The organism is Streptomyces sp. NPDC020875 (assembly GCF_040641415.1).
Lineage (GTDB): Bacteria > Actinomycetota > Actinomycetes > Streptomycetales > Streptomycetaceae > Streptomyces.
Window position 1 is genome coordinate 12,263 of the sequence record NZ_JBFADP010000060.1, and the last position, 19,230, is coordinate 31,492.

The following is a 19,230-nucleotide window of genomic DNA, read 5'->3' on the forward strand; positions in this document are numbered from 1 at the left end:
CGGCCTGGTGTCCTCCGTGACGCAGGCGGGGGGCCCGGCCGGCCGGCCGTCGCCCCCCGCGGCTCCGCGCAAGAGCGCGACCGGCTCCCGTACCGTCCTGGCCGCAGGTTTTCTGCTGCCGGCGCTGGTACTGCTGGGCGCGCTCGTGGTCTACCCCATCGGGTACTCGGTCCACCGTTCCTTCTTCGACCAGTCGGGCTCCGGTTTCGCCGGGTTCGACAACTACCGGGAGATCTTCACCGACGAGGCGATCTTCACCTCGGTGAAGAACAACGCGATCTGGGTGGTGCTCGCCCCGACCGTCGCCACCGCCCTCGGGCTGATCTTCGCCGTACTCACCGAACGGATCCGCTGGGCCACCGCGTTCAAGCTGGTCGTCTTCATGCCGATGGCGATCTCGATGCTGGCCGCGGGCATCATCTTCCGGCTGGTCTACGAGCAGGATCCGGACCGCGGCCTGGCCAACGCGGTCTGGGTCGGGGTCCACGACACCTTCAACGAGTCATCGGCCTTCCCCCGGGCCCGGCCGCTGCCGGTCCATCCGCTGAAGCCGGGCGGCGGGGGGTCGTTCGTCACCGAGACCCCGGTGACGGCGGGCGAACCCGTACTGCTGCCGCTGGTCGGGGTGCCGCCGGGGCGGATGCCGTCGGACGCGCGACCGGCGGCGGCACCGGCCGTCGCGGGCGACGGGCGGATCGGCGGCACGGCCTGGCTGGACTTCACCCGGGGCGGCGGCGGAAAACCCAATGTCACCGACCCGGCGGAGCGGGGGCTGAAGGGCCTCGCGATCGAGGCGGTGAAGGACGGGAAGGTGGTGGCGTCGGCCAGGGCCGGGGCCGACGGCTCGTTCACCCTGCCCGCCGCCGCCGACGGGGCCGTACTGCGGCTGCCCGCCGACAACTTCCGCGAACCGTACGACGGGGTGAGCTGGCTCGGCCCCTCCCTGGTCACCCCGGCGATCATCGGCAGCTATGTCTGGATGTGGGCCGGATTCGCGATGGTGCTGATCGCGGCCGGGCTGGCGAGCGTGCCCCGGGAACTGCTGGAGGCCGCCCGGGTCGACGGCGCGAACGAATGGCAGGTCTTCCGCCGGATCACGGTCCCCCTGCTGGCACCGGTCCTGGTGGTGGTGCTGATCACCCTGACGATCAACGTACTGAAGATCTTCGACCTGGTGTACATCATCGCGCCGGGCTCGGCCCAGGACGATGCCAACGTCCTGGCGCTCCAGCTCTATCAGTCGTCCTTCGGCCCCGCGGCCGACCTCGGGGTCGGCAGCGCGATCGCGGTACTGCTGCTGTTGCTGGTGATCCCGGTGATGGTGATCAATATCCGGCGGATACGGAAGGAGGTCCGCCGATGACGTCCACACGCCGGACCCCGGCGGACAGGCCCCGGGCGGACACCGGTCCGGCGGGCCCGGGCGCCCCGGGGAGTCCCGACGGCGGCACCGGGCGGCCTCCGCTGATCTCCCGGCTCGCGGCCCGGGCCGGTTCGGGCGCCGTCCAGGTCGTTCTGCTGCTGATCGCCCTGTTCTGGCTGATGCCCGCCGTCGGCTTGCTGGTGTCGTCGCTCCGCGGACCGTCCGATATCGCGGCGAGCGGCTGGTGGGAGGTGTTCACCGCACCGGCCCAGCTGACCACCGAGAACTACGAACGGCTGCTGGAGAACGACGCGATCACCGACTCATTGCTCAGCAGTGTCATGATCACCGTCCCGTCGACGGTGCTGGTCGTGGTGATCGGGGCGCTCGCGGGGTACGCCTTCGCCTGGCTGGACTTCCCCGGCCGGGACTGGTGGTTCATGCTGGTCGTCGGGTTGCTGGTGGTACCCGTCCAGGTCGCGCTGATCCCGGTCTCCGAACTCTTCGGCGCGATCGGGATCTTCGAGACGACCCTCGGGGTGGTGCTCTTCCACGTCGCCTTCGGGCTGCCGTTCGCGATCTTCCTGCTCCGGAACTTCTTCGCCGAGATCCCGCGCGAACTGCTGGAGGCCGCACGGCTGGACGGCGCCGGTGAACTGCGGCTCTTCCTCCGCGTCGTACTGCCGGTGGCGGCTCCGGCGGTCGCGTCGCTGGCGATCTTCCAGTTCCTGTGGGTCTGGAACGACATGCTGATCGCCCTGATCTTCGCGGACACGGACGGCGCCCCGATCACGGTCGCGCTCCAGCGCCAGGTCCGCCAGTTCGGCAACAACATCGACATCCTCGCGTCGGGGGCGTTTCTGTCGATGCTGATCCCGCTGGTGGTGTTCTTCGCGTTCCAGCGGCAGTTCGTCTCGGGGGTGATGGCGGGCGCGGTCAAGTAACCCCCCGGCCGGGGCCCGCCGGTCAGGGGCGCCGGGGTCCTCATCGCCGAAGACACAGGGGGCGGAACCGCGCGCTCGGCCACGGACGGGGCGCGGACCGGATGCGCGCTCCGGTGACACCACCGTCTCGCGCCTGAGGTGCGCCGGAACCGTACGGCTCCCGTCCACCGGATCCGGTCCGCGGACCGTGGTGGGCCGGTCGCACGGTTCACCGCGCCCCTGACTGCCTCCGCCCGACCGGGCCCGGTCGGGCGGAGGACGCGCCCCGGAGTGGGACTCCCCCGGCCGCCCCGGAGGGGTTACGCGCGGAGGGAGGCGACCGCGCCGCGGGCCAGCGCGTCGAGATACCCCGGCGGCAGCTTCTCGCGGACCACGACCACCCGCCAGTACAGCGGCCCGACCACCACGTCCAGCAGCCGGTACGCGTCCGTGCCCGGCGGCAGCTCGCCCCGGGCGACCGCGTCCCGCACGATCGATGTCGCCATGCCCCGCTGGCTGTCCACCAGCGCCGCCTTGATCGCGTCCGCGATCTCGGGGCTGCGGGCGGACTCCACCACCAGGTCCGGGATGATCTGCGACGCCACGGGGTGGCGGAGGGCGTGCGACGCGACTTCGAGCAGCGCCCGGACGTCCCCGTAGAGCGATCCGGTGACCGGGGCGGGCAGCCCCTGCGCGGCGAAGGCGGAGAGCAGGTCCACGACCATGGCCAGCTTGGACTTCCACCGGCGGTAGACCGCCGTCTTGCCGACCCCGGCCCGGCGGGCGATGCCCTCGATCGACATCCGGGCGAAGCCGACCGTGGCCAGCTCCTCGAAGACGGCGGCGCGGATCGCCTCCGTCACTTCCTCACGGAGTACGGCGGCGCCCGCGGGCGCGCGCCGCGGGGTGCGCGGCGGTCGCGGATCCGGGTCGGTGGTCATGCCGAGGAGCATACCCGTGACGACGAAACGGTTGCGTCCCGACGCACCTACGCCCTACTCTCGCGTTACCAGCGTTACGACGAAACGGGCCCGTCCCGTCGTCGAAACCGATTCGGCGTCCGCCCCGGACCCCCGCCGGCACCGACCGGCCCCTCTCGGCTCCCGGCGAAAGCGACCAGAGTGACCAGCCCGACCCTCTCCCCCTCGGTATCGACGGGCGTCCCGGACCCGGGACGGATCCGTGCCGAGTCCCCGCGCGAGCTGGCCCGGCGGTACGGGCTCACCGTCAGCGGGGAGCGGCCCGGCGCGGTCCGGTACGTACGGCAGCTGTGGGCGCGGCGTCACTTCATCGGCGCCTTCGCCACCGCCCGGACCACCGCCCAGTACAGCCAGGCGAGCCTCGGCCGGCTCTGGCAACTGGCGACGCCGCTGCTGAACGCGGCGGTCTACTACGTGATCTTCGGCATACTGCTGGGCACCAGCAAGGACGTCCCGGACTTCGTCCTCTTCCTGATCACCGGCCTGTTCATCTGGACCTTCACCTCGGACTCGGTGATGGCGGGTGCCCGGTCCGTGACCGGGAATCTCGGGCTGGTCCGCGCGCTGCACTTCCCGCGCGCGGCCCTGCCGATCTCCCTGGCGCTCCAGCAGTTCCAGCAGATGCTCTTCTCGATGGGCGTCCTGGCGGCGATCCTGCTGGGCTTCGGCCAGGTCCCCGGCTGGTCCTGGCTGCTGGCGGTCCCGGCGCTGGCCCTGCAGACCGTGTTCAACACGGGGGCGGCGATGGCGCTGGCCCGGCTGGCGGCGCAGACCCCCGACATCACCCAGCTGCTGCCGTTCGTGCTGCGTACCTGGATGTACGCGTCGGGTGTGATGTGGAGCATCTCGGCGGTCCTGAGGAACCACGACCTGCCGGAGTGGGTCATGCTTGGGCTGCAGTACAACCCGGTGGCGGTCTATATCGACCTGGTGCGCTTCGCACTGATCGACAGCTACACCGCGGCCCAGCTGCCGCCGCACGTCTGGGCGGTCGCCCTCGGCTGGGCCGTGCTCTTCGGGGTGGGCGGTTTCATGTACTTCTGGAAGGCGGAGGAGCGGTACGGCCGTGGCTGAGAATCTGATGACAACAGCGGACCGATTGGCGACACCTGCCGGATCGGTCCCGGAGCGGGTGCCGACGGTCATCGCGGACGATGTGCACATCAAGTACCGGGTGAACGCGGGCCGCGCGGGCAGGGGTAGCGCCACGGCCGCACTGAGCCGGCTCATCTCCCGCAAGGAGCGCAAGGCCCGCAAGTCGGGCAAGCCCGCACCGGGTATCCGCGAGGTGCACGCGGTCAAGGGCGTCACCTTCACCGCGTACAAGGGCGAGGCCATCGGGCTGATCGGCTCGAACGGCTCCGGCAAGTCGACCCTGCTGAAGGCGATCGCCGGGCTGCTGCCGACCGCCGACGGCAAGGTCTTCACCGAGGGCCAGCCGTCGCTCCTCGGGGTGAACGCGGCCCTGATGAGCGATCTGACCGGGGAGCGGAACGTGATCCTCGGCGGGCTCGCCATGGGGATGACCCGGGCCGAGATCAACGCCGCGTACCAGGACATCGTCGACTTCTCCGGGATCAACGAGAAGGGCGACTTCATCAGCCTGCCGATGCGGACCTACTCGTCGGGCATGGGCGCCCGGCTGCGGTTCGCCATCGCCGCGGCCAAGAGCCATGACGTACTGCTGATCGACGAGGCGCTGGCGACGGGTGACGCCAGGTTCCGCCGCCGCAGCCAGGACCGGATCAACGAGCTGCGCAAGGAGGCCGGGACGGTCTTCCTGGTCAGCCACAGCAACAGCACCATCCTGGAGACCTGCGAGCGGGCCCTGTGGCTGGAGGCGGGCGTCCTGCGGATGGACGGCCCCGCCAAGGAGGTCATCGCCGCGTACGAGGCGTTCACCAACAAGAAGTAGCCCCACCGGGACGCGGCCCCGCCGCCCGTCCCGCGAGCGAACCGGAAGCCCCCGCCGAAACCCGGCGGGGGCTTCCGGCGTTCCCGGCGCCACCGGCCCGGGGCACCCGGGGCTCCCGGGGCGCATGACGTGGCGCAACCGAAAAGGCACGGTATGTCACGTTACCGTCCCGGCCATGAGCCCTCACAGGACCTCCCCGTCGCTGCCGCCCGTCCGCGTCCGGATCCCCGGCCCCTCGGGCCCGCCCGGCGGCCCGCCCGGTCTCCGGCGGCGTACGGGCCCGGCCCTGGCCGCCGCCTGGCTGCTGACCCGGGCCGTGATGCTGGTCCTGCTCGCCGTGGACCGGCTCGGCGACACCGGCGTCGCCGGGGAGGTCGGACTGCTCTACCGGGGCTGGTACGAGCAGTGGCTGGCCCGGGGCGCCTTCCCGGCCGGGGACGTCACCTGGCAGTACCCGCCCGGTGCCGGGCTCGTGCTGCTCGCCCCCGGCGCGCTGCCGTTCCTCTCGTACTTCCATGCCTTCGTCGCCCTCGTCCTGCTCTGCGACGCCGTGATCACCCTGGCGCTGGCCCGCGCGGCCCGAACCGGACGTACGGCCTCCGGCACGGGCCCCGGCGGCGGTACGGGCTCCGCCGCGGGCGCCTGGCTCTGGGTCGCCGGGCTGCCGCTGCTGCTGAATCTGCCGCTCGCCCGGTACGACGTCCCCGTCACCGCCGTCGCCGTCCTGGCGCTGCTCGCGCTGCGCCGGCGCCCACTGACCGGGGGCGCCCTCGCCGGACTCGGCGCGATGATCAAGGTGTGGCCGGTCCTGACCCTGCTGGGCACGCCCCGGGGCCGTACCACCAAAGAGGCGTGGGGCGCCGCCGTGGCCGCCGCCGCCGGGCTGCTCGCCGTCCTCGTCCTGCTCTTCGACGGCGCCCTGGGTTTTCTGCGCCAGCAGGGCGCCCGGGGCGTCCAGATCGAATCGCTCGGCGGTACGGTCCTCCAGCTGGCGCACCGCGCGGGCTGGGACGGCCGGGTCGTCTACCAGTACGGGGCGATGGAGTTCACCGGCCCCTATGTCTCGTCCGTCGCCCGGCTGGCGCTGGCGCTGACCGCCGCCGCCTTCTGCTGGCTGCTGCTCTGGCGGCTGCGGGCCCGGCGGTGGACCGCGGCGACCCCGTTCGACGCGGCCTTCACCGCCGTCCTGCTGTTCACCGTGACCAGCCGGGTGATCAGCCCCCAGTACCTGGTCTGGCTGCTCGGTCTGGCGGCGGTCTGCCTGGCCTGCCGGGAGACCGTGCTGCGGCCCGCGGCCCTGCTGATGGTCCCCGCGGCGGCGATCAGCGCGCTCGCCTATCCGCTCAACTACGACGAGGTGATCGGCGCGACCGTGCCGGGCTGCGCGCTGATGGTCGTCCGCAACGGGCTGCTGCTCACGGCGGCGGTACTGGCCTGCCGCCGCCTCTGGCGCGCCGCCGTCTGAGCCGTCCGCCCGCCACCGGAGCCGTACGGAATCCCCGCCGTACGCCACCGGAGCCGTACGCGGGCCCTCGCACCCGGAGCCGTACGCCGCCGGAGCCGTACGAAGCCGCCCTACGGCCGAGGGGCCGCGCCCGGTCTCCCGGACGCGGCCCCTCGGGTCGTACCCCCGCTCAGCTGTGGGTACGCAGCAGTTGGCGCATCGTCCGCATGGCCACCGACAGATTCGCCAGGTCGAAGGTGTCCGACCCCTGGATCTCGTCGAGGGTGGCCCGGGCCCGGCCCAGGATCGAGGCGTTCTTGATCTCCCACGCCTTGAACCGCTCCTCGGGCGACGAGCCGCCGTCGCCGACCGAGAGGACATCGCCGGTGAGCATGGCGTGCGCCGCGTACAGGTCCTCGCGGATGGAGGCACGGGCCATCGACTGCCAGCGGTCGGCCCGCGGCAGTTCGATGATCCGGTCCATCAGTTGAGTGATCCGCAGCCGGTCCGCCAGGTCGTAGTAGACCTCGGCGACCTCCAGCGGGTCCTGGCCCGTACGGTCGGCGATGGCGACCACGTCCAGCGTCGGGAAGGCCGAGGAGAACCCGGCCACCCACATCGCCAGCTCCTCCGGCACACCCTGGTCCACCAGATCGTTCAGGATGCCCTGGTACCACTCCAGGTCGGCGCCGCGCAGCAGGTCCGGCAGCTCGCCGCGGACCCGGGCGACCCGCTCGGCGAAGAACTCCACGGTCTCCGCCAGCTGGAGCGGCTGCGGGCGGTTGCCCAGCAGCCAGCGGGTGCCGCGCTCCACCAGCCGCCGCGAGTGCAGCCGGATCCGGGTCTGGACATCGGCCGGGACCTCGTTGTCCAGCGCCTCGACGGCGTCCCAGACGGTGCTCAGGCCGAAGATCTCCCGGGCCGCGGTCTGGGCCCGTACGACCTCTTCGATGGAGGCGCCGGTCTCCTCCCGCAGCCGGTGCAGGAAGGTCGAGCCGCCGGTGTTGACGGTGTCGTTGACCAGGATGGTGGTGATGATCTCCCGGCGCAGCGCGTGGCCGTCGACGGCCGCGGGGAACTTCTTCCGCAGCGGCTGCGGGAAGTAGGCGTGCAGCAGCTTCGCCAGGTACGGATCGTCCGGCAGATCCGTACCGATCAGCTCCTCCGCCACCGTGATCTTGGTGTAGGCGAGCAGGACGGCCAGCTCGGGCTGGGAGAGGCCGCGGCCCGCGTTCAGCAGTTCCCGGATCTTCTTGTCGTGGGGCAGGAACTCCAGCGACCGGTCCAGGGCGCCGTCCCGGCCGAGGCGGCGCAGTACCCGCTGATGGGCCTGGAGCAGCGACGGCGCCTGGGCGACCGCGTTGGCCAGGGCCACGTTCTGCGCGTAGTTGTTCCGCAGGACCAGGACGCCGACCTCGTCGGTCATCTTCGCCAGCAGGGCGTTCCGCTGCTTGACGGTCATATCGCCGTCGGCGACCAGCCCGTTGAGCAGGATCTTGATGTTGACCTCGTGGTCGGAGGTGTCCACTCCGGCGCTGTTGTCGATGGCGTCGGTGTTGATCCGGCCGCCGGTGCCTTCGGGGCCGCCGGAGCGGGCGAACTCGATCCGGCCGAGCTGGGTGAGGCCCAGGTTGCCGCCCTCGCCGACGACCTTGACCCGCAGTTCGTCGCCGTTGACCCGGATGGGGTCGTTGGCCTTGTCGCCGACGTCCGCGTCGGTCTCGGCGGACGACTTGACGTAGGTGCCGATACCGCCGTTCCACAGCAGGTCGACCGGTGCCTGGAGGACCGTCCGCATCAGCTCGGCGGGGGTCATCTTGGTGACCCCGTCGGGGATTCCGAGGGCGGCCCGTACCTGGGCGTTGATCGGGATCGACTTGGCGGTACGGGGGTGGATGCCGCCGCCCTGGGAGAGCAGCTTCGGGTCGTACTCGGCCCAGCTGGAGCGGGGCAGTTCGAAGAGGCGGCGGCGCTCCGCGTAGGAGACGGCCGCGTCCGGGTCGGGGTCGATGAAGATATGCCGGTGGTCGAAGGCGGCGACCAGCCGGATGTGCTCGCTCAGCAGCATGCCGTTGCCGAAGACGTCACCGGACATGTCGCCGACGCCGACGACGGTGAAGTCCTGGGTCTGGGTGTCGTGGCCCAGCTCGCGGAAGTGCCGCTTGACGGACTCCCAGGCGCCGCGGGCGGTGATGCCCATGCCCTTGTGGTCGTAGCCCGCCGAACCGCCGGAGGCGAAGGCGTCGCCGAGCCAGAAGTCGTAGGCGACGGCGACCTCGTTGGCGATGTCGGAGAAGGACGCGGTGCCCTTGTCGGCGGCGACGACGAGATAGGTGTCGTCCTCGTCGTGGCGGACCACGTCGGCGGGGGGTACGACCTCGCCCGCGACCAGGTTGTCGGTGATGTCCAGCAGGGCCGAGATGAAGGTGCGGTAGCTGGCGATGCCCTCGGCGAGCCAGGCGTCACGGTCGGCGGCCGGGTCGGGGAGCTGCTTGGCGACGAAGCCGCCCTTGGCGCCGACGGGCACGATGACGGTGTTCTTCACCATCTGCGCCTTGACCAGGCCGAGGATTTCGGTACGGAAGTCCTCCCGCCGGTCGGACCAGCGCAGCCCGCCCCGGGCGACCTTGCCGAACCGCAGGTGGACGCCCTCGACCCGGGGCGAGTAGACCCAGATCTCGAACGCCGGGCGGGGCGCCGGGAGGTCCGGGATGGCCTGCGGGTCGAACTTCATCGACACATAGCCGTGGTGTCCGCCTTCCCCGCCGCCGGCCTTCTGGAAGAAGTTGGTCCGCAGGGTGGCCTTGATGACGGTGAGGAAGGAGCGCAGGATGCGGTCCTCGTCGAGGCTGGCGACCTGGTCGAGGGCGCCGTCCAGCTCCTCCAGCAGTCCGTCGGTCAGCTCGGTCCCGGCGCTCTGGCGGCCCGGCGACATCCGCGCCTCGAAGAGGGAGACCAGCAGCCGCGTGGTGTGGACGTTGTTACGGAGGGTGTCCTCCATGTACTCCTGGGAGAAGGTCGCCCCGGCCTGCCGCAGGTACTTGGCGTAGGCCCGCAGCACCATCGCCTGCCGCCAGCTGAGCCCGGCGCCCAGGACGAGGGCGTTGAAGCCGTCGTTCTCGGCCTCCCCGGTCCAGACGGCCGAGAAGGCGTCCTGGAACCGCTCCCGGGCGTCGTCGGCGAGATAGCCGCCGCCGTTGCCGTTGGCGCCGACGACGGGCATCCGCAGCCCGAAGTCGTAGATCCACGCCGTGGTCCGGCCGGTGCCGCGCAGCTCGTACGGCCGCTCGTCGACGACCTCGCAGCCCAGCCGCTGGAGCACCGGCAGCACGGCGGAGAGGGAGACCTGCTCGCCGGTGCGGTAGATCTTGAACCGGCGCTCGCCGGGACCGGCGCCGACCGGCTCGTAGAGGGAGAGCGCGAAGTCGCGGCCGGAGTGGGTCAGATCGTCGAGATGGACGAGGTCGGCGACGGCGGAGCGGGGCGAGTGGTCGGCCTTGTAGCCCTCGGGGAAGGCGGCGCCGTACGCCCGCAGCAGTTCGGCGCCGCGCTCCTCGCCCAGTTCGGCGGTGAGGGCCTCGGCGAAGCCGTCGGCCCAGGAGCGGGCGGCCTCCACCAGCCGGGCCTCGATGCGCTCGGTGTCGCCGTCGGTGAGATGCGGCAGCTCGGTCCCCGGGGGGACCCGGACGACGAAGTGGATCCGGGAGAGGATCGATTCGGTGTTCCAGGCGGTGAAGTCGACGCTGGTACCGCCCAGCTCCTCCTTCAGGATGTCGATCAGCCGCAGCCGGACGCCGGTGGTGTACCGGTCGCGGGGCAGATAGACGAGGGCCGAGTAGTAGCGGCCGTACTCGTCCTGGCGCAGATAGAGCCGGAGCCTGCGGCGCTCCTGGAGGTACAGCACGCTGGTGACGATGGCCCGGAGCTGGTCGACCGGGGTCTGGAACAGCTCGTCACGCGGGTACGTCTCCAGGATCTGGAGCAGATCGCGGCCGTCGTGGCTGTTGGGAGTGAACCCGGCGCCGTCGAGGACCTCGGCGACCTTCCGGCGGATCACCGGGACCCGGCGGACGGACTCGGTGTACGCGGCCGAGGAGAACAGGCCCAGGAAGCGGCGCTCCCCGATCACATTGCCGTCCTTGTCGAACCGCTTCACCCCGACGTAGTCGAGATAGCTGGGCCGGTGGACGGTGGAGCGGCTGTTGGCCTTGGTGAGGACCAGGAGCTTGTGCTCCCGGGCCTTGGCGCGGGCGTCGGCGGGCAGCCGGCTGAAGGAGGGGCTGACGGGGTGCGCCTCGTCCTCGGAGTGCTTCGGGTCGGAGCGCAGGATGCCGAGCCCGGTACCGGCCACGGCGGCCAGCGAGTCGCCGTCGGTGAGTTCGTACTCCCGGAAGCCGAGGAAGGTGAAGTGGTCGGCGGCGAGCCAGCGCAGCAGCTCCCGGGCCTCGTCCACCTCCTGGCCCGCGATGTCCCCGGCGATCGGCTCGCCGGGCAGGTCCTCGGCGATCCGCAGCGCCGCGTCCCGCATCTTCTCCCAGTCCTCGACGGCCTCCCGGACGTCGGAGAGCACCCGCAGCAGGTCGAGCGCGATCTGCTTGAGGTCGGCCCGGTCGGTCTCCCGGTCGATCTCGACATGGATCCAGGACTCGACCAGCGCGTCGTGCGGCAGGTCCTTCGCGCCGCGGGCCGCGGTCGAGAGGACCTCCAGCAGCTTGCCGGTGACATCGCGGCGAACGGTGACCTGCGGGTGGATCACGACATGGATGCCGCGGCCCTGCCGGGACAGCTCATTGGTGACGGAGTCGACCAGGAAGGGCATGTCGTCGGTGACGACCTCGACCACGGAGTGGCTGCACGTCCAGCCGTTCTCCTCGACCGTCGGGGTGTGCACCCGGACGTTGGCCGTGCCCTGCGGCCGGTTCTCGGCCAGCCGGTAGTGGGAGAGCGCGGCACCGAAGACGTCGACCGGGTCCCGGTCGGCCAGGTCCTCGGGCGCGGTGTGCAGGTAGTAGCGCTGGAGGTAGGCGAGCAGGTGGTCCTGGTCGGGACGCCCGCCCTGCTCGGGCCCGGCTGGATGATGGCTACCGCCCGGACCGTTCTCGGCTACCCGGGCCGCCCGTCCGAGCAGCTCTGCCTTGGCTTCGTCCAGCTTGGTCTGCATGTCCTCTGGCTCCTGTCGCGCGCCGTTGCGTGACGTAGGGGAAGAAAGCGACGCAACGCCACGGGCCGGGGTGTCCGGTCGGGGTCGACGTTATGCCGCTGTGTGAGATGTCCGGGCGCCGATCGGTGAAATCCAGGGGAATCCCACAGCCGGACCGGTACGCGGCGACCAGCGATCGCCCGGGCGCGGTGGCGCTCCGGGCGAGGACCGGGGGCTGCTCTGCCCCCAGGGCGTATCGCACTGATCACGGCTCCAGGCTATCGCTCCACCCCCCGTCGCCGTCATGGACCGTATGTGTACAAAAGCGGGGCCGGAAGTTTGACACTCTGCACAGAGGGCAGGCACAGGCGCCCACCCGATGGGTACGAACCCACGGGAGGCCCGGAGGCCCGGATCGGGGCCTTCCACGCGCGACCACGGGAGCAGCAGAGATGACTGTGAAGGTCCTGATCGTCACCGGCGACGCCGCGGAGTCCCTGGAGGTCCTCTACCCCTATCAGCGGCTGCTGGAGGAGGGGTACGAGGTCCATATCGCGGCGCCCTCCCGGAAGAAGCTCCGGTTCGTCGTCCACGACTTCGAGACGGGCTACGACACCTACACGGAGAAGCCGGGCTACACCTGGGACGCCGACCTCGCCTTCTCGGAGGTCGACCCGGGCCAGTACGCGGCGGTCGTCGTCCCGGGCGGCCGGGCCCCGGAGTACCTGCGGAACGACCCCGAACTGCGCAAGATCGTCAAGTCGTTCTTCGACTCCGACAAGCCGGTCGCCCAGATCTGCCACGGCCCGCTGCTGACGGCCGCGGTCGGCGGCCTCACCGGCCGCCGGGTCACCGCCTATCCGGCCCTCGAACTCGATATGCAGACGGCGGGCGCGACCTTCCAGGACGCGGAGGCCGTGGTCGACGGCACCCTGGTCTCCTCCCGCGCCTGGCCGGACCACCCGGTCTGGATGCGCGAATTCCTCAAGATCCTCCGCACCAGGGGCTGACCACCCCACCCCCGGGCCCCGGGCACTGCCCGGGGCAGGGGCGCGGGGCGCAGGGCGCTGGCGCCCTTCACGAGGGCGGACGAGAGGAAGGAGGTCAGGGGCGCGGGGAACCGCGCGACCAGCCACGGGCGGCCCGCGGACCGCGAACCACATCAGGCGGCCGGGCGCGGCCCGGCATTTCAGGGGCTCGGGGAACTGCGAGAAGGAAGAACTACGCCGCGCCCACCAGCCGCGCGGCCAGGTCGACCGCCTCCTCCAGCGTGTCCACCACGGGCACGCCCACCGGCTCCAGGTTCGCCCGGCTGTGGCTGCCCCCGGTGTAGAGCACCGCGTGCGCGCCCACATGCGCCGCCGCGATCGCGTCGTCCGCGGCGTCGCCGATCACCACCGTGCGCTCGGGCGACACGGTCAGCGCCAGGGCCGTGAGGTGCCGCCCCATGGACTCGGCCTTGGAGACCCCCGAGGGCCCCCGGCGCCCGTCGACCCGTACGAAGTGCGCCTCGATGCCCCGGCCCCGGACCGCCGGCAGCAGCTCCTCGTGGCCGTACATGCTGAGCAGGGACTGGCTGCGGCCCGCGGCCCGCCATCCGGCCAGCAGCTCCGCCGCGCCGACCGTGAGGCCGCACTGGTCCTGCCGGGACAGATAGGCGGCGTGGAAGGCGACGTCCATCTCGTCCCACTCGGTGTCCGTCGGCAGCCGGCCGAGCATCCGCTCGTAGAAGCGGGGTATCGGCACGCTGTACCAGGACCGGTACTGGTCGACGGTGATCGGGTCGAACCCGACGACCTCCAGCGCGGCGTTCGTCGCGCCGACGACGGCAGTCATGTCGTCGAGCAGTGTGCCGTTCCAGTCCCAGACCAGATGTCCGCCCTGCCCGGCCATTCCGTTCCCCCTGTTCGTCCCCATGGTCAAAACCGTACTCGCCCCCTCCGACAACGCCCGCCGACGGCCGTGACCGCCGACGCCACGCGACCCGGCACGACGCGGCGGGATACCACCGGATACAAGGGGGTACGCCCCGCTACGCTCCGGAGCCGTCCCGGCCCACGATCGCCGGGATCTCCTGCACTCCGTACCAGAGCAGCTCGTGGTCCTCCGCCCCGTCGACGGTGAACCGGGCGTCCTCGTCGCCGTGGTCGGCCGCGCCCAGCGCGTCGACGGCCGCCGTGACGTCCTCCAGGGCCTCGTCGGAGTCGACGTGCACGGCGGCGGCCAGCCGCAGCGGCACGGCGGACGCGATCCTCAGTTCGCCCAGGGACCGCGCGTCCAGCGCCGGATCGGGGTCGGCGCTCACCTCGCGGTCCGGTACGTCGACGGCGACGACGACCCGGCGGCGGGCGGCGCCCGGATCCCCGGCGATCAGCCGGAGCGAACCGGCGGCGGCCCGGCTGAGCGCCGCGTACTCCAGCTCCTCGATGTCGTCCGAGACGTACCACTCGCGCAGCGACGGGGTTACCCCGTACGCCGTCAGGGGCCCCGGCCCCAGCTCGCCCGCCGTGTGTGCCTCCGCGAGTCCGGCGAGGGTCAGGGGGACGTACACGCGCATGGCAGGCCGCTTTCGTAGTCGGAAGACGCACCTCAGGATACGTGGGCCGGTTCGCCGAGGTCCCCCTTCGGGCCGCCGGGGGCCCGTGCGGAACCGTCCACTCCGGACACCCGGTATTCCGGCGGTCGGGGCGTCCGCGCCCCGGAATTCACCCGGATAGGTGAATGTGTGGCCGCCCGGCGCCCACCGGTGCCGCTCGTTGCGACCGTCGCGCGCCTGCCCGTAGAAGAAGGCCCCAACGGTGTTACCGCCCGGTAAAGAGGAGCCGGGCCCGACCGACGGGGGCGGTAAGGATGGACGGTACGGGGATCGACCGCGAGACGCGGGCACAAACACGGACACGGCCACTGACACGGGCCGACGGCGAGCGGAGGGACACACGAACACCGGACGCGACGCTGCCAGGTGCGCCGGGGCGGACACCGCCCCGAAGGCCGCCCCGCGGCCCGGTCGTACCACCGCAGGGCGGGCGGTCGAAGGCCCGCCCGGGGGGCCGCCCGGGCGGGCGCCGGGACTCCCGCGGCCCGACCCGGACCCCGGTACGGTCCCGGTCGGCGCCCCCGGCTCCGGCGGGGACCCCGGCGCCCGGCGTACTGGCGGCCCGGCGGCGGGACCTCCCGCCGTTCTGGTTCGCCGAACGGCTGCTCGCGGTCCTCAGCGGCCGTCGCCCGGTCCACTGGATGCTCGGCCATACCGTCGGTGACGCCTACGACCGGCTGGTCGCCCTCGCCGACGGTGCCCCGCTCCGCCCGGCGCACCCGGCGCACCCGGCGAGCCCGATGGCCCCTGTCGTCCGGGACTGCGGGGAGTTCCGGCCCCGGCCCGGGGTCATCGAGGCATTCGCCCTGATCGCCACCGGCGACCGGCTGCGGGCTATGGCCTTCCGGCTCGAACAGGGCCGGGAGGACCGCCGTTGGCGCTGCTCTGCCGTGGACCTCGGCGACCGGGACGACCCCGACCACCCCGAAAACTCCGACAACCCCAACAACCCAGACAACAACGTCTGACATCGCCCGGGAACGACAGAGCCGGGCCGGTACCCCCGGAACAGGGGGACCGGCCCGGCCCGGCGGCCCGCGAGGGGACCGCCGCGATCAGCTCCGTACGGCCACTACCGCGACGGTACGGCTACTTCTTACGGCGCCGTCCCCCGCCGCCCTTCTGCGCCTTGCGCCGCTCCGCGCGGGTCATCCCGTCACCGGCGGCGGCGGCCGTGGCCCGGTTCTCGCCGGTCTCGAAGTCGCCCTCGACGACACCGCCCTCACCGTCGACCGTCGGCGCGGAGAAGTGCAGCCGGTCCGGGCGCTGCGGGGCCTCCAGGCCCTTGGCACGGATCTCGGGGCGCGCCGCGGGCACCGCGTCCCGCTTCTCCAGGGAGGGGCCGTCCGCCACCGGGACCTCCTCGACCTGCTGCTCGACCTGGACCTCCAGGTTGAACAGATAGCCGACGGACTCCTCCTTGATGCTGTCCATCATGGCGGTGAACATGTCGAAGCCCTCGCGCTGGTACTCGACCAGGGGGTCCTTCTGCGCCATCGCGCGCAGCCCGATGCCGTCCTGGAGGTAGTCCATCTCGTAGAGGTGCTCACGCCACTTGCGGTCGAGCACCGAGAGCACCACCCGGCGCTCCAGCTCACGCATGATCTCCGAGCCGAGCTGCTTCTCCCGGGCCTCGTACTGCTCGTGGATGTCGTCCTTGACCGACTCGGCGATGAAGTCGGCGGTGATGCCGACCCGGTCGCCCGCGGCCTCCTCCAGCTCCTCGATGGTGGTCTTCACCGGGTAGAGCTGCTTGAAGGCGCCCCACAGCCGGTCCAGGTCCCACTCCTCGGCGAAGCCTTCGACCGTCTCCGCCCGGATGTAGGCGTCGATGGTGTCGTCCATGAAGTGCGCGATCTGCTCCTGGAGGTCCTCGCCCTCCAGGACCCGGCGGCGCTCCCCGTAGATCACCTCACGCTGGCGGCTGAGCACCTCGTCGTACTTCAGCACCTCCTTGCGGGTGGTGAAGTTCTGCTGCTCGACCTGCGACTGCGCGGAGGCGATGGCGCGGGTGACCATCTTGTTCTCGATCGGTACGTCGTCGGGGACATTGGCCATCGCCATGACCCGCTCGACCATCTGGGCCTTGAACAGCCGCATCAGATCGTCGCCGAGGGAGAGGTAGAACCGGGACTCGCCCGGGTCGCCCTGACGGCCGGAACGGCCGCGGAGCTGGTTGTCGATCCGGCGCGACTCGTGGCGCTCGGTGCCCAGGACGTAGAGCCCGCCCAGCTCGCGGACCTCCTCGAACTCGGTCCGCACCGCGGCCTCGGCCGCCTTCAGCGCCGCGGGCAGCGCCGCCGCCCACTCCTCGACGTGCTCGACCGGGTCGAGGCCGCGCTGGCGCAGCTCCGCCTCGGCGAGGTCGTCGGGGTTGCCGCCGAGCTTGATGTCGGTACCGCGGCCCGCCATGTTCGTCGCGACGGTCACCGCGCCCCGGCGCCCGGCCTGGGCGACGATGGTCGCCTCCCGGTCGTGCTGCTTGGCGTTGAGCACCTCATGCTGGACGCCGCGCTTGCTGAGCTGCTGCGACAGATACTCGGACTTCTCGACCGAGGTGGTGCCGACCAGGATCGGCTGGCCCTTCTCGTGCTTCTCCGCGATGTCGTCGACGACGGCGGCGAACTTGGCGACCTCGGTCCGGTAGATCAGGTCCGACTGGTCCATCCGGACCATCGGCTTGTTGGTCGGGATGGGGACCACACCGAGCTTGTAGATCTGGTGGAACTCGGCGGCCTCGGTCATCGCCGTACCGGTCATACCGGAGAGCTTGCCGTAGAGGCGGAAGAAGTTCTGGAGGGTGATCGTGGCGAGCGTCTGGTTCTCGTCCTTGATGTCCACCCCTTCCTTCGCCTCGATCGCCTGGTGCATGCCCTCGTTGTAGCGGCGGCCGGCCAGGATTCGGCCGGTGTGCTCGTCGACGATCATGACCTCGCCGTCGATGACGACGTAGTCCTTGTCCTTCTTGAACAGCTCCTTGGCCTTGATCGCGTTGTTGAGATAGCCGACCAGGGGGGTGTTCACGGACTCGTAGAGGTTGTCGATGCCGAGCCAGTCCTCGACCTTCGACACACCGGACTCGTGGATGCCGACGGTCCGCTTCTTCTCGTCGACCTCGTAGTCACCGGTCTCGGCGATGCCCTTGAGGTGGTTGCCGGGCTCGCCCCGGGTCAGCCGGGTGACCAGCTTGGCGAAGTCGCCGTACCACTTCGTGGCCTGGTCGGCGGGGCCGGAGATGATCAGCGGCGTACGGGCCTCGTCGACCAGGATCGAGTCGACCTCGTCGACGATGGCGAAGTTGTGGCCGCGCTGCACCAGCTCGTCCTTCGACCACGCCATGTTGTCGCGGAGGTAGTCGAAGCCGAACTCGTTGTTCGTCCCGTAGGTGATGTCGCAGGCGTACTGCTCACGGCGCTGCGCGGGCGTCATATTGGCCAGGATGCAGCCGACGCTCAGGCCCAGGAACTTGTGGACGCGGCCCATCATCTCGGAGTCGCGTTCGGCCAGGTAGTCATTGACCGTGATCAGATGGACGCCCTTGCCGGAGAGCGCGTTCAGATACGCCGGGAGGGTACCGACGAGGGTCTTGCCCTCACCGGTCTTCATCTCGGCCACATATCCGAGGTGCAGCGCCGCGCCGCCCATGAGCTGGACGTCGTAGTGCCGCTGGCCGAGTACGCGCTTGGCGGCCTCGCGGACCGTGGCGAAGGCTTCCGGCAGCAGGTCGTCGAGCGTGTTCTCGCCGCTCTCGAAGCGCTGCTTGTACTCTTCCGTGAGCGCCCGCAACTCGGCGTCGGAGAGGTCTGCGAAGTCCTCTTCGATGGAGTTGACCTGGTCCGCGATGCGGTGCAGTTTGCGCAGGATCTTGCCTTCGCCTGCACGCATGAGCTTGTTGAAGACGGACACTGGGCGAGGTCTCCTTGCCGATTCGGGCCTGGGCTGGGTCGTAGGACTCTGGCGCGGGCACGGCAGGTGGGCCCCACCGCAACGGCCATCGTAAGCGAGGACCCCCGTCGGTCGGGAGGTCCGCACTGCGCCTGTCCCCGGGCTCGGCCGCCTTGTACCCGTCCTGTCAACGCACGGGACACGCGGAAGGTGCCGGTGCGAAGGGAAAAGTGCTCGCATCCGCCTTCCGGCCCGACCAGAATCCGGCCATGGAGCCGATCACACTCACCACCGGCCGACTGCGGCTGCGCGCCTTCACCGAGAACGACACCGACGAGGTCTTCCGGCTCTGCCAGGATCCGGGGATCCAGCGGTGGACCATGGTCCCGTCGCCCTACGGGCGGGAACACGCGGCGGAGTTCACCGGACAGATCGTCCCGGAGGGCTGGCGCACCGCCACGTCCCCGACGTTCGCCCTGGTCGCTCCGGAGGACGACAAGCCGATGGGCTCGATCTCGGTGATGCTGCGCACCCTCTCCGGCACCTGGGAGGTCGGCTTCTGGCTCGGCGCCGAGTACCGGGGCCGGGGGCTGATGACGGAGGCGGTCACGGAGATCGCCCGGTGGTCCTTCACCCGGCTCGGCGCGACCCGGCTGGAGTGGCGGGCCGAGGTCGGCAACACGGACTCCCGCGCGGTGGCGCTGCGGGCGGGCTTCACCTTCGAGGGGACCCTGCGGGCGGCCCTGGAGAGCGACGGCACGCTACGGGACGCCTGGCTCGGCTCCCTGCTCCCGTCGGACCTCGGACTGTCCGGCAGGACCGCCTACCTCCCGGCCCGTGCCGACGCCTCCGCCGCCGTGTCCGGCGGTACGGGCCCGGAGCGCGCCGCGGCCGCCGGCGGCGACCGGCCCTGAGCGACGGCCCCCGCCCCGGTCCGCACGCAGGTCGCGGGCCCGGATTCCGGTATCCGGTGGCCGCGCGCCC

Annotated in this window: 13 protein-coding genes; 8 read left to right on the forward strand and 5 right to left on the reverse strand. The window is 71.4% G+C overall.

Going from position 1 to position 19,230, the window contains the following annotated elements:
• The first annotated feature begins 16 nt into the window (after window positions 1-16).
• On the forward strand, window positions 17-1,363 hold the full coding sequence (locus tag AB0G74_RS28325; RefSeq protein WP_361151716.1) for a sugar ABC transporter permease: 1,347 nt from the start codon (window positions 17-19) through the stop codon (window positions 1,361-1,363).
• Window positions 1,360-2,307 carry a carbohydrate ABC transporter permease gene (locus tag AB0G74_RS28330; protein ID WP_361151719.1) on the forward strand — a complete coding sequence of 316 codons (948 nt, stop codon included), beginning with the start codon at window positions 1,360-1,362 and terminating at the stop codon, window positions 2,305-2,307. The genes AB0G74_RS28325 and AB0G74_RS28330 overlap by 4 nt, the downstream gene beginning before the upstream one ends.
• Before the next feature lie 299 nt (window positions 2,308-2,606).
• Here AB0G74_RS28330 and AB0G74_RS28335 read toward each other — a convergent pair whose 3' ends face one another.
• Window positions 2,607-3,227, reverse strand: coding sequence for a TetR/AcrR family transcriptional regulator (locus AB0G74_RS28335; RefSeq protein ID WP_361151722.1), 621 nt, complete (start codon window positions 3,225-3,227; stop codon window positions 2,607-2,609).
• 237 nt (window positions 3,228-3,464) lie between these two features.
• Here AB0G74_RS28335 and AB0G74_RS28340 point away from each other — a divergent pair, with 237 nt between their 5' ends.
• The 3 genes from AB0G74_RS28340 (at window position 3,465) to AB0G74_RS28350 (ending at window position 6,646) form a co-directional block, all read left to right on the forward strand.
• Entirely contained in the window at window positions 3,465-4,340 is an 876-nt protein-coding gene (locus AB0G74_RS28340; protein ID WP_361151796.1) for an ABC transporter permease, read from the forward strand.
• Window positions 4,341-4,347: 7 nt separating this feature from the next.
• Window positions 4,348-5,181, forward strand: coding sequence for an ABC transporter ATP-binding protein (locus tag AB0G74_RS28345; RefSeq protein ID WP_361151799.1), 834 nt, complete (start codon window positions 4,348-4,350; stop codon window positions 5,179-5,181).
• 175 nt (window positions 5,182-5,356) lie between these two features.
• Window positions 5,357-6,646: a glycosyltransferase 87 family protein gene (locus tag AB0G74_RS28350; RefSeq protein ID WP_361151725.1), complete on the forward strand. Its 1,290-nt coding sequence runs from the start codon at window positions 5,357-5,359 to the stop codon at window positions 6,644-6,646.
• Window positions 6,647-6,815: 169 nt separating this feature from the next.
• Here the strand turns inward: AB0G74_RS28350 and AB0G74_RS28355 are convergent, their stop codons facing one another.
• Window positions 6,816-11,786, reverse strand: a complete 4,971-nt coding sequence (locus AB0G74_RS28355; RefSeq protein WP_361151729.1) for an NAD-glutamate dehydrogenase — start codon at window positions 11,784-11,786, stop codon at window positions 6,816-6,818.
• A 431-nt stretch (window positions 11,787-12,217) separates the two neighbouring features.
• Between AB0G74_RS28355 and AB0G74_RS28360 the strand changes: the two genes are divergently transcribed.
• On the forward strand, window positions 12,218-12,775 hold the full coding sequence (locus AB0G74_RS28360) for a DJ-1/PfpI family protein (protein WP_361151732.1): 558 nt from the start codon (window positions 12,218-12,220) through the stop codon (window positions 12,773-12,775).
• A 211-nt stretch (window positions 12,776-12,986) separates the two neighbouring features.
• Here AB0G74_RS28360 and AB0G74_RS28365 read toward each other — a convergent pair whose 3' ends face one another.
• Both AB0G74_RS28365 and AB0G74_RS28370 read right to left on the reverse strand, forming a co-directional pair.
• Window positions 12,987-13,658, reverse strand: coding sequence for an HAD hydrolase-like protein (locus AB0G74_RS28365; RefSeq protein ID WP_361151801.1), 672 nt, complete (start codon window positions 13,656-13,658; stop codon window positions 12,987-12,989).
• 139 nt (window positions 13,659-13,797) lie between these two features.
• Window positions 13,798-14,322 carry a hypothetical protein gene (locus AB0G74_RS28370; RefSeq protein ID WP_361151734.1) on the reverse strand — a complete coding sequence of 175 codons (525 nt, stop codon included), beginning with the start codon at window positions 14,320-14,322 and terminating at the stop codon, window positions 13,798-13,800.
• A 680-nt stretch (window positions 14,323-15,002) separates the two neighbouring features.
• Here AB0G74_RS28370 and AB0G74_RS28375 point away from each other — a divergent pair.
• Entirely contained in the window at window positions 15,003-15,329 is a 327-nt protein-coding gene (locus tag AB0G74_RS28375) for an Rv3235 family protein (protein WP_361151737.1), read from the forward strand.
• A gap of 121 nt (window positions 15,330-15,450) precedes the next feature.
• On the opposite strand, the gene secA is transcribed toward AB0G74_RS28375, so the two are convergent.
• On the reverse strand, window positions 15,451-18,267 hold the full coding sequence (secA, locus tag AB0G74_RS28380) for a preprotein translocase subunit SecA (protein ID WP_361151740.1): 2,817 nt from the start codon (window positions 18,265-18,267) through the stop codon (window positions 15,451-15,453).
• A gap of 248 nt (window positions 18,268-18,515) precedes the next feature.
• On the opposite strand from secA, the gene AB0G74_RS28385 reads away from it, so the two are divergent.
• Window positions 18,516-19,160, forward strand: coding sequence for a GNAT family N-acetyltransferase (locus tag AB0G74_RS28385; protein ID WP_361151743.1), 645 nt, complete (start codon window positions 18,516-18,518; stop codon window positions 19,158-19,160).
• Window positions 19,161-19,230: the final 70 nt, after the last annotated feature.

Coding starts and splice junctions, on each gene's coding strand:
- AB0G74_RS28335 (WP_361151722.1), bottom strand. CDS start 3,227: ATGACCACCGACCCGGATCCGCGACCGCCGCGCACCCCGCGGCGCGCG.
- AB0G74_RS28350 (WP_361151725.1), top strand. CDS start 5,357: ATGAGCCCTCACAGGACCTCCCCGTCGCTGCCGCCCGTCCGCGTCCGG.
- AB0G74_RS28345 (WP_361151799.1), top strand. CDS start 4,348: ATGACAACAGCGGACCGATTGGCGACACCTGCCGGATCGGTCCCGGAG.
- AB0G74_RS28330 (WP_361151719.1), top strand. CDS start 1,360: ATGACGTCCACACGCCGGACCCCGGCGGACAGGCCCCGGGCGGACACC.
- AB0G74_RS28360 (WP_361151732.1), top strand. CDS start 12,218: ATGACTGTGAAGGTCCTGATCGTCACCGGCGACGCCGCGGAGTCCCTG.
- AB0G74_RS28365 (WP_361151801.1), bottom strand. CDS start 13,658: ATGGCCGGGCAGGGCGGACATCTGGTCTGGGACTGGAACGGCACACTG.
- AB0G74_RS28385 (WP_361151743.1), top strand. CDS start 18,516: ATGGAGCCGATCACACTCACCACCGGCCGACTGCGGCTGCGCGCCTTC.
- AB0G74_RS28375 (WP_361151737.1), top strand. CDS start 15,003: ATGCTCGGCCATACCGTCGGTGACGCCTACGACCGGCTGGTCGCCCTC.
- AB0G74_RS28370 (WP_361151734.1), bottom strand. CDS start 14,322: ATGCGCGTGTACGTCCCCCTGACCCTCGCCGGACTCGCGGAGGCACAC.
- AB0G74_RS28355 (WP_361151729.1), bottom strand. CDS start 11,786: ATGCAGACCAAGCTGGACGAAGCCAAGGCAGAGCTGCTCGGACGGGCG.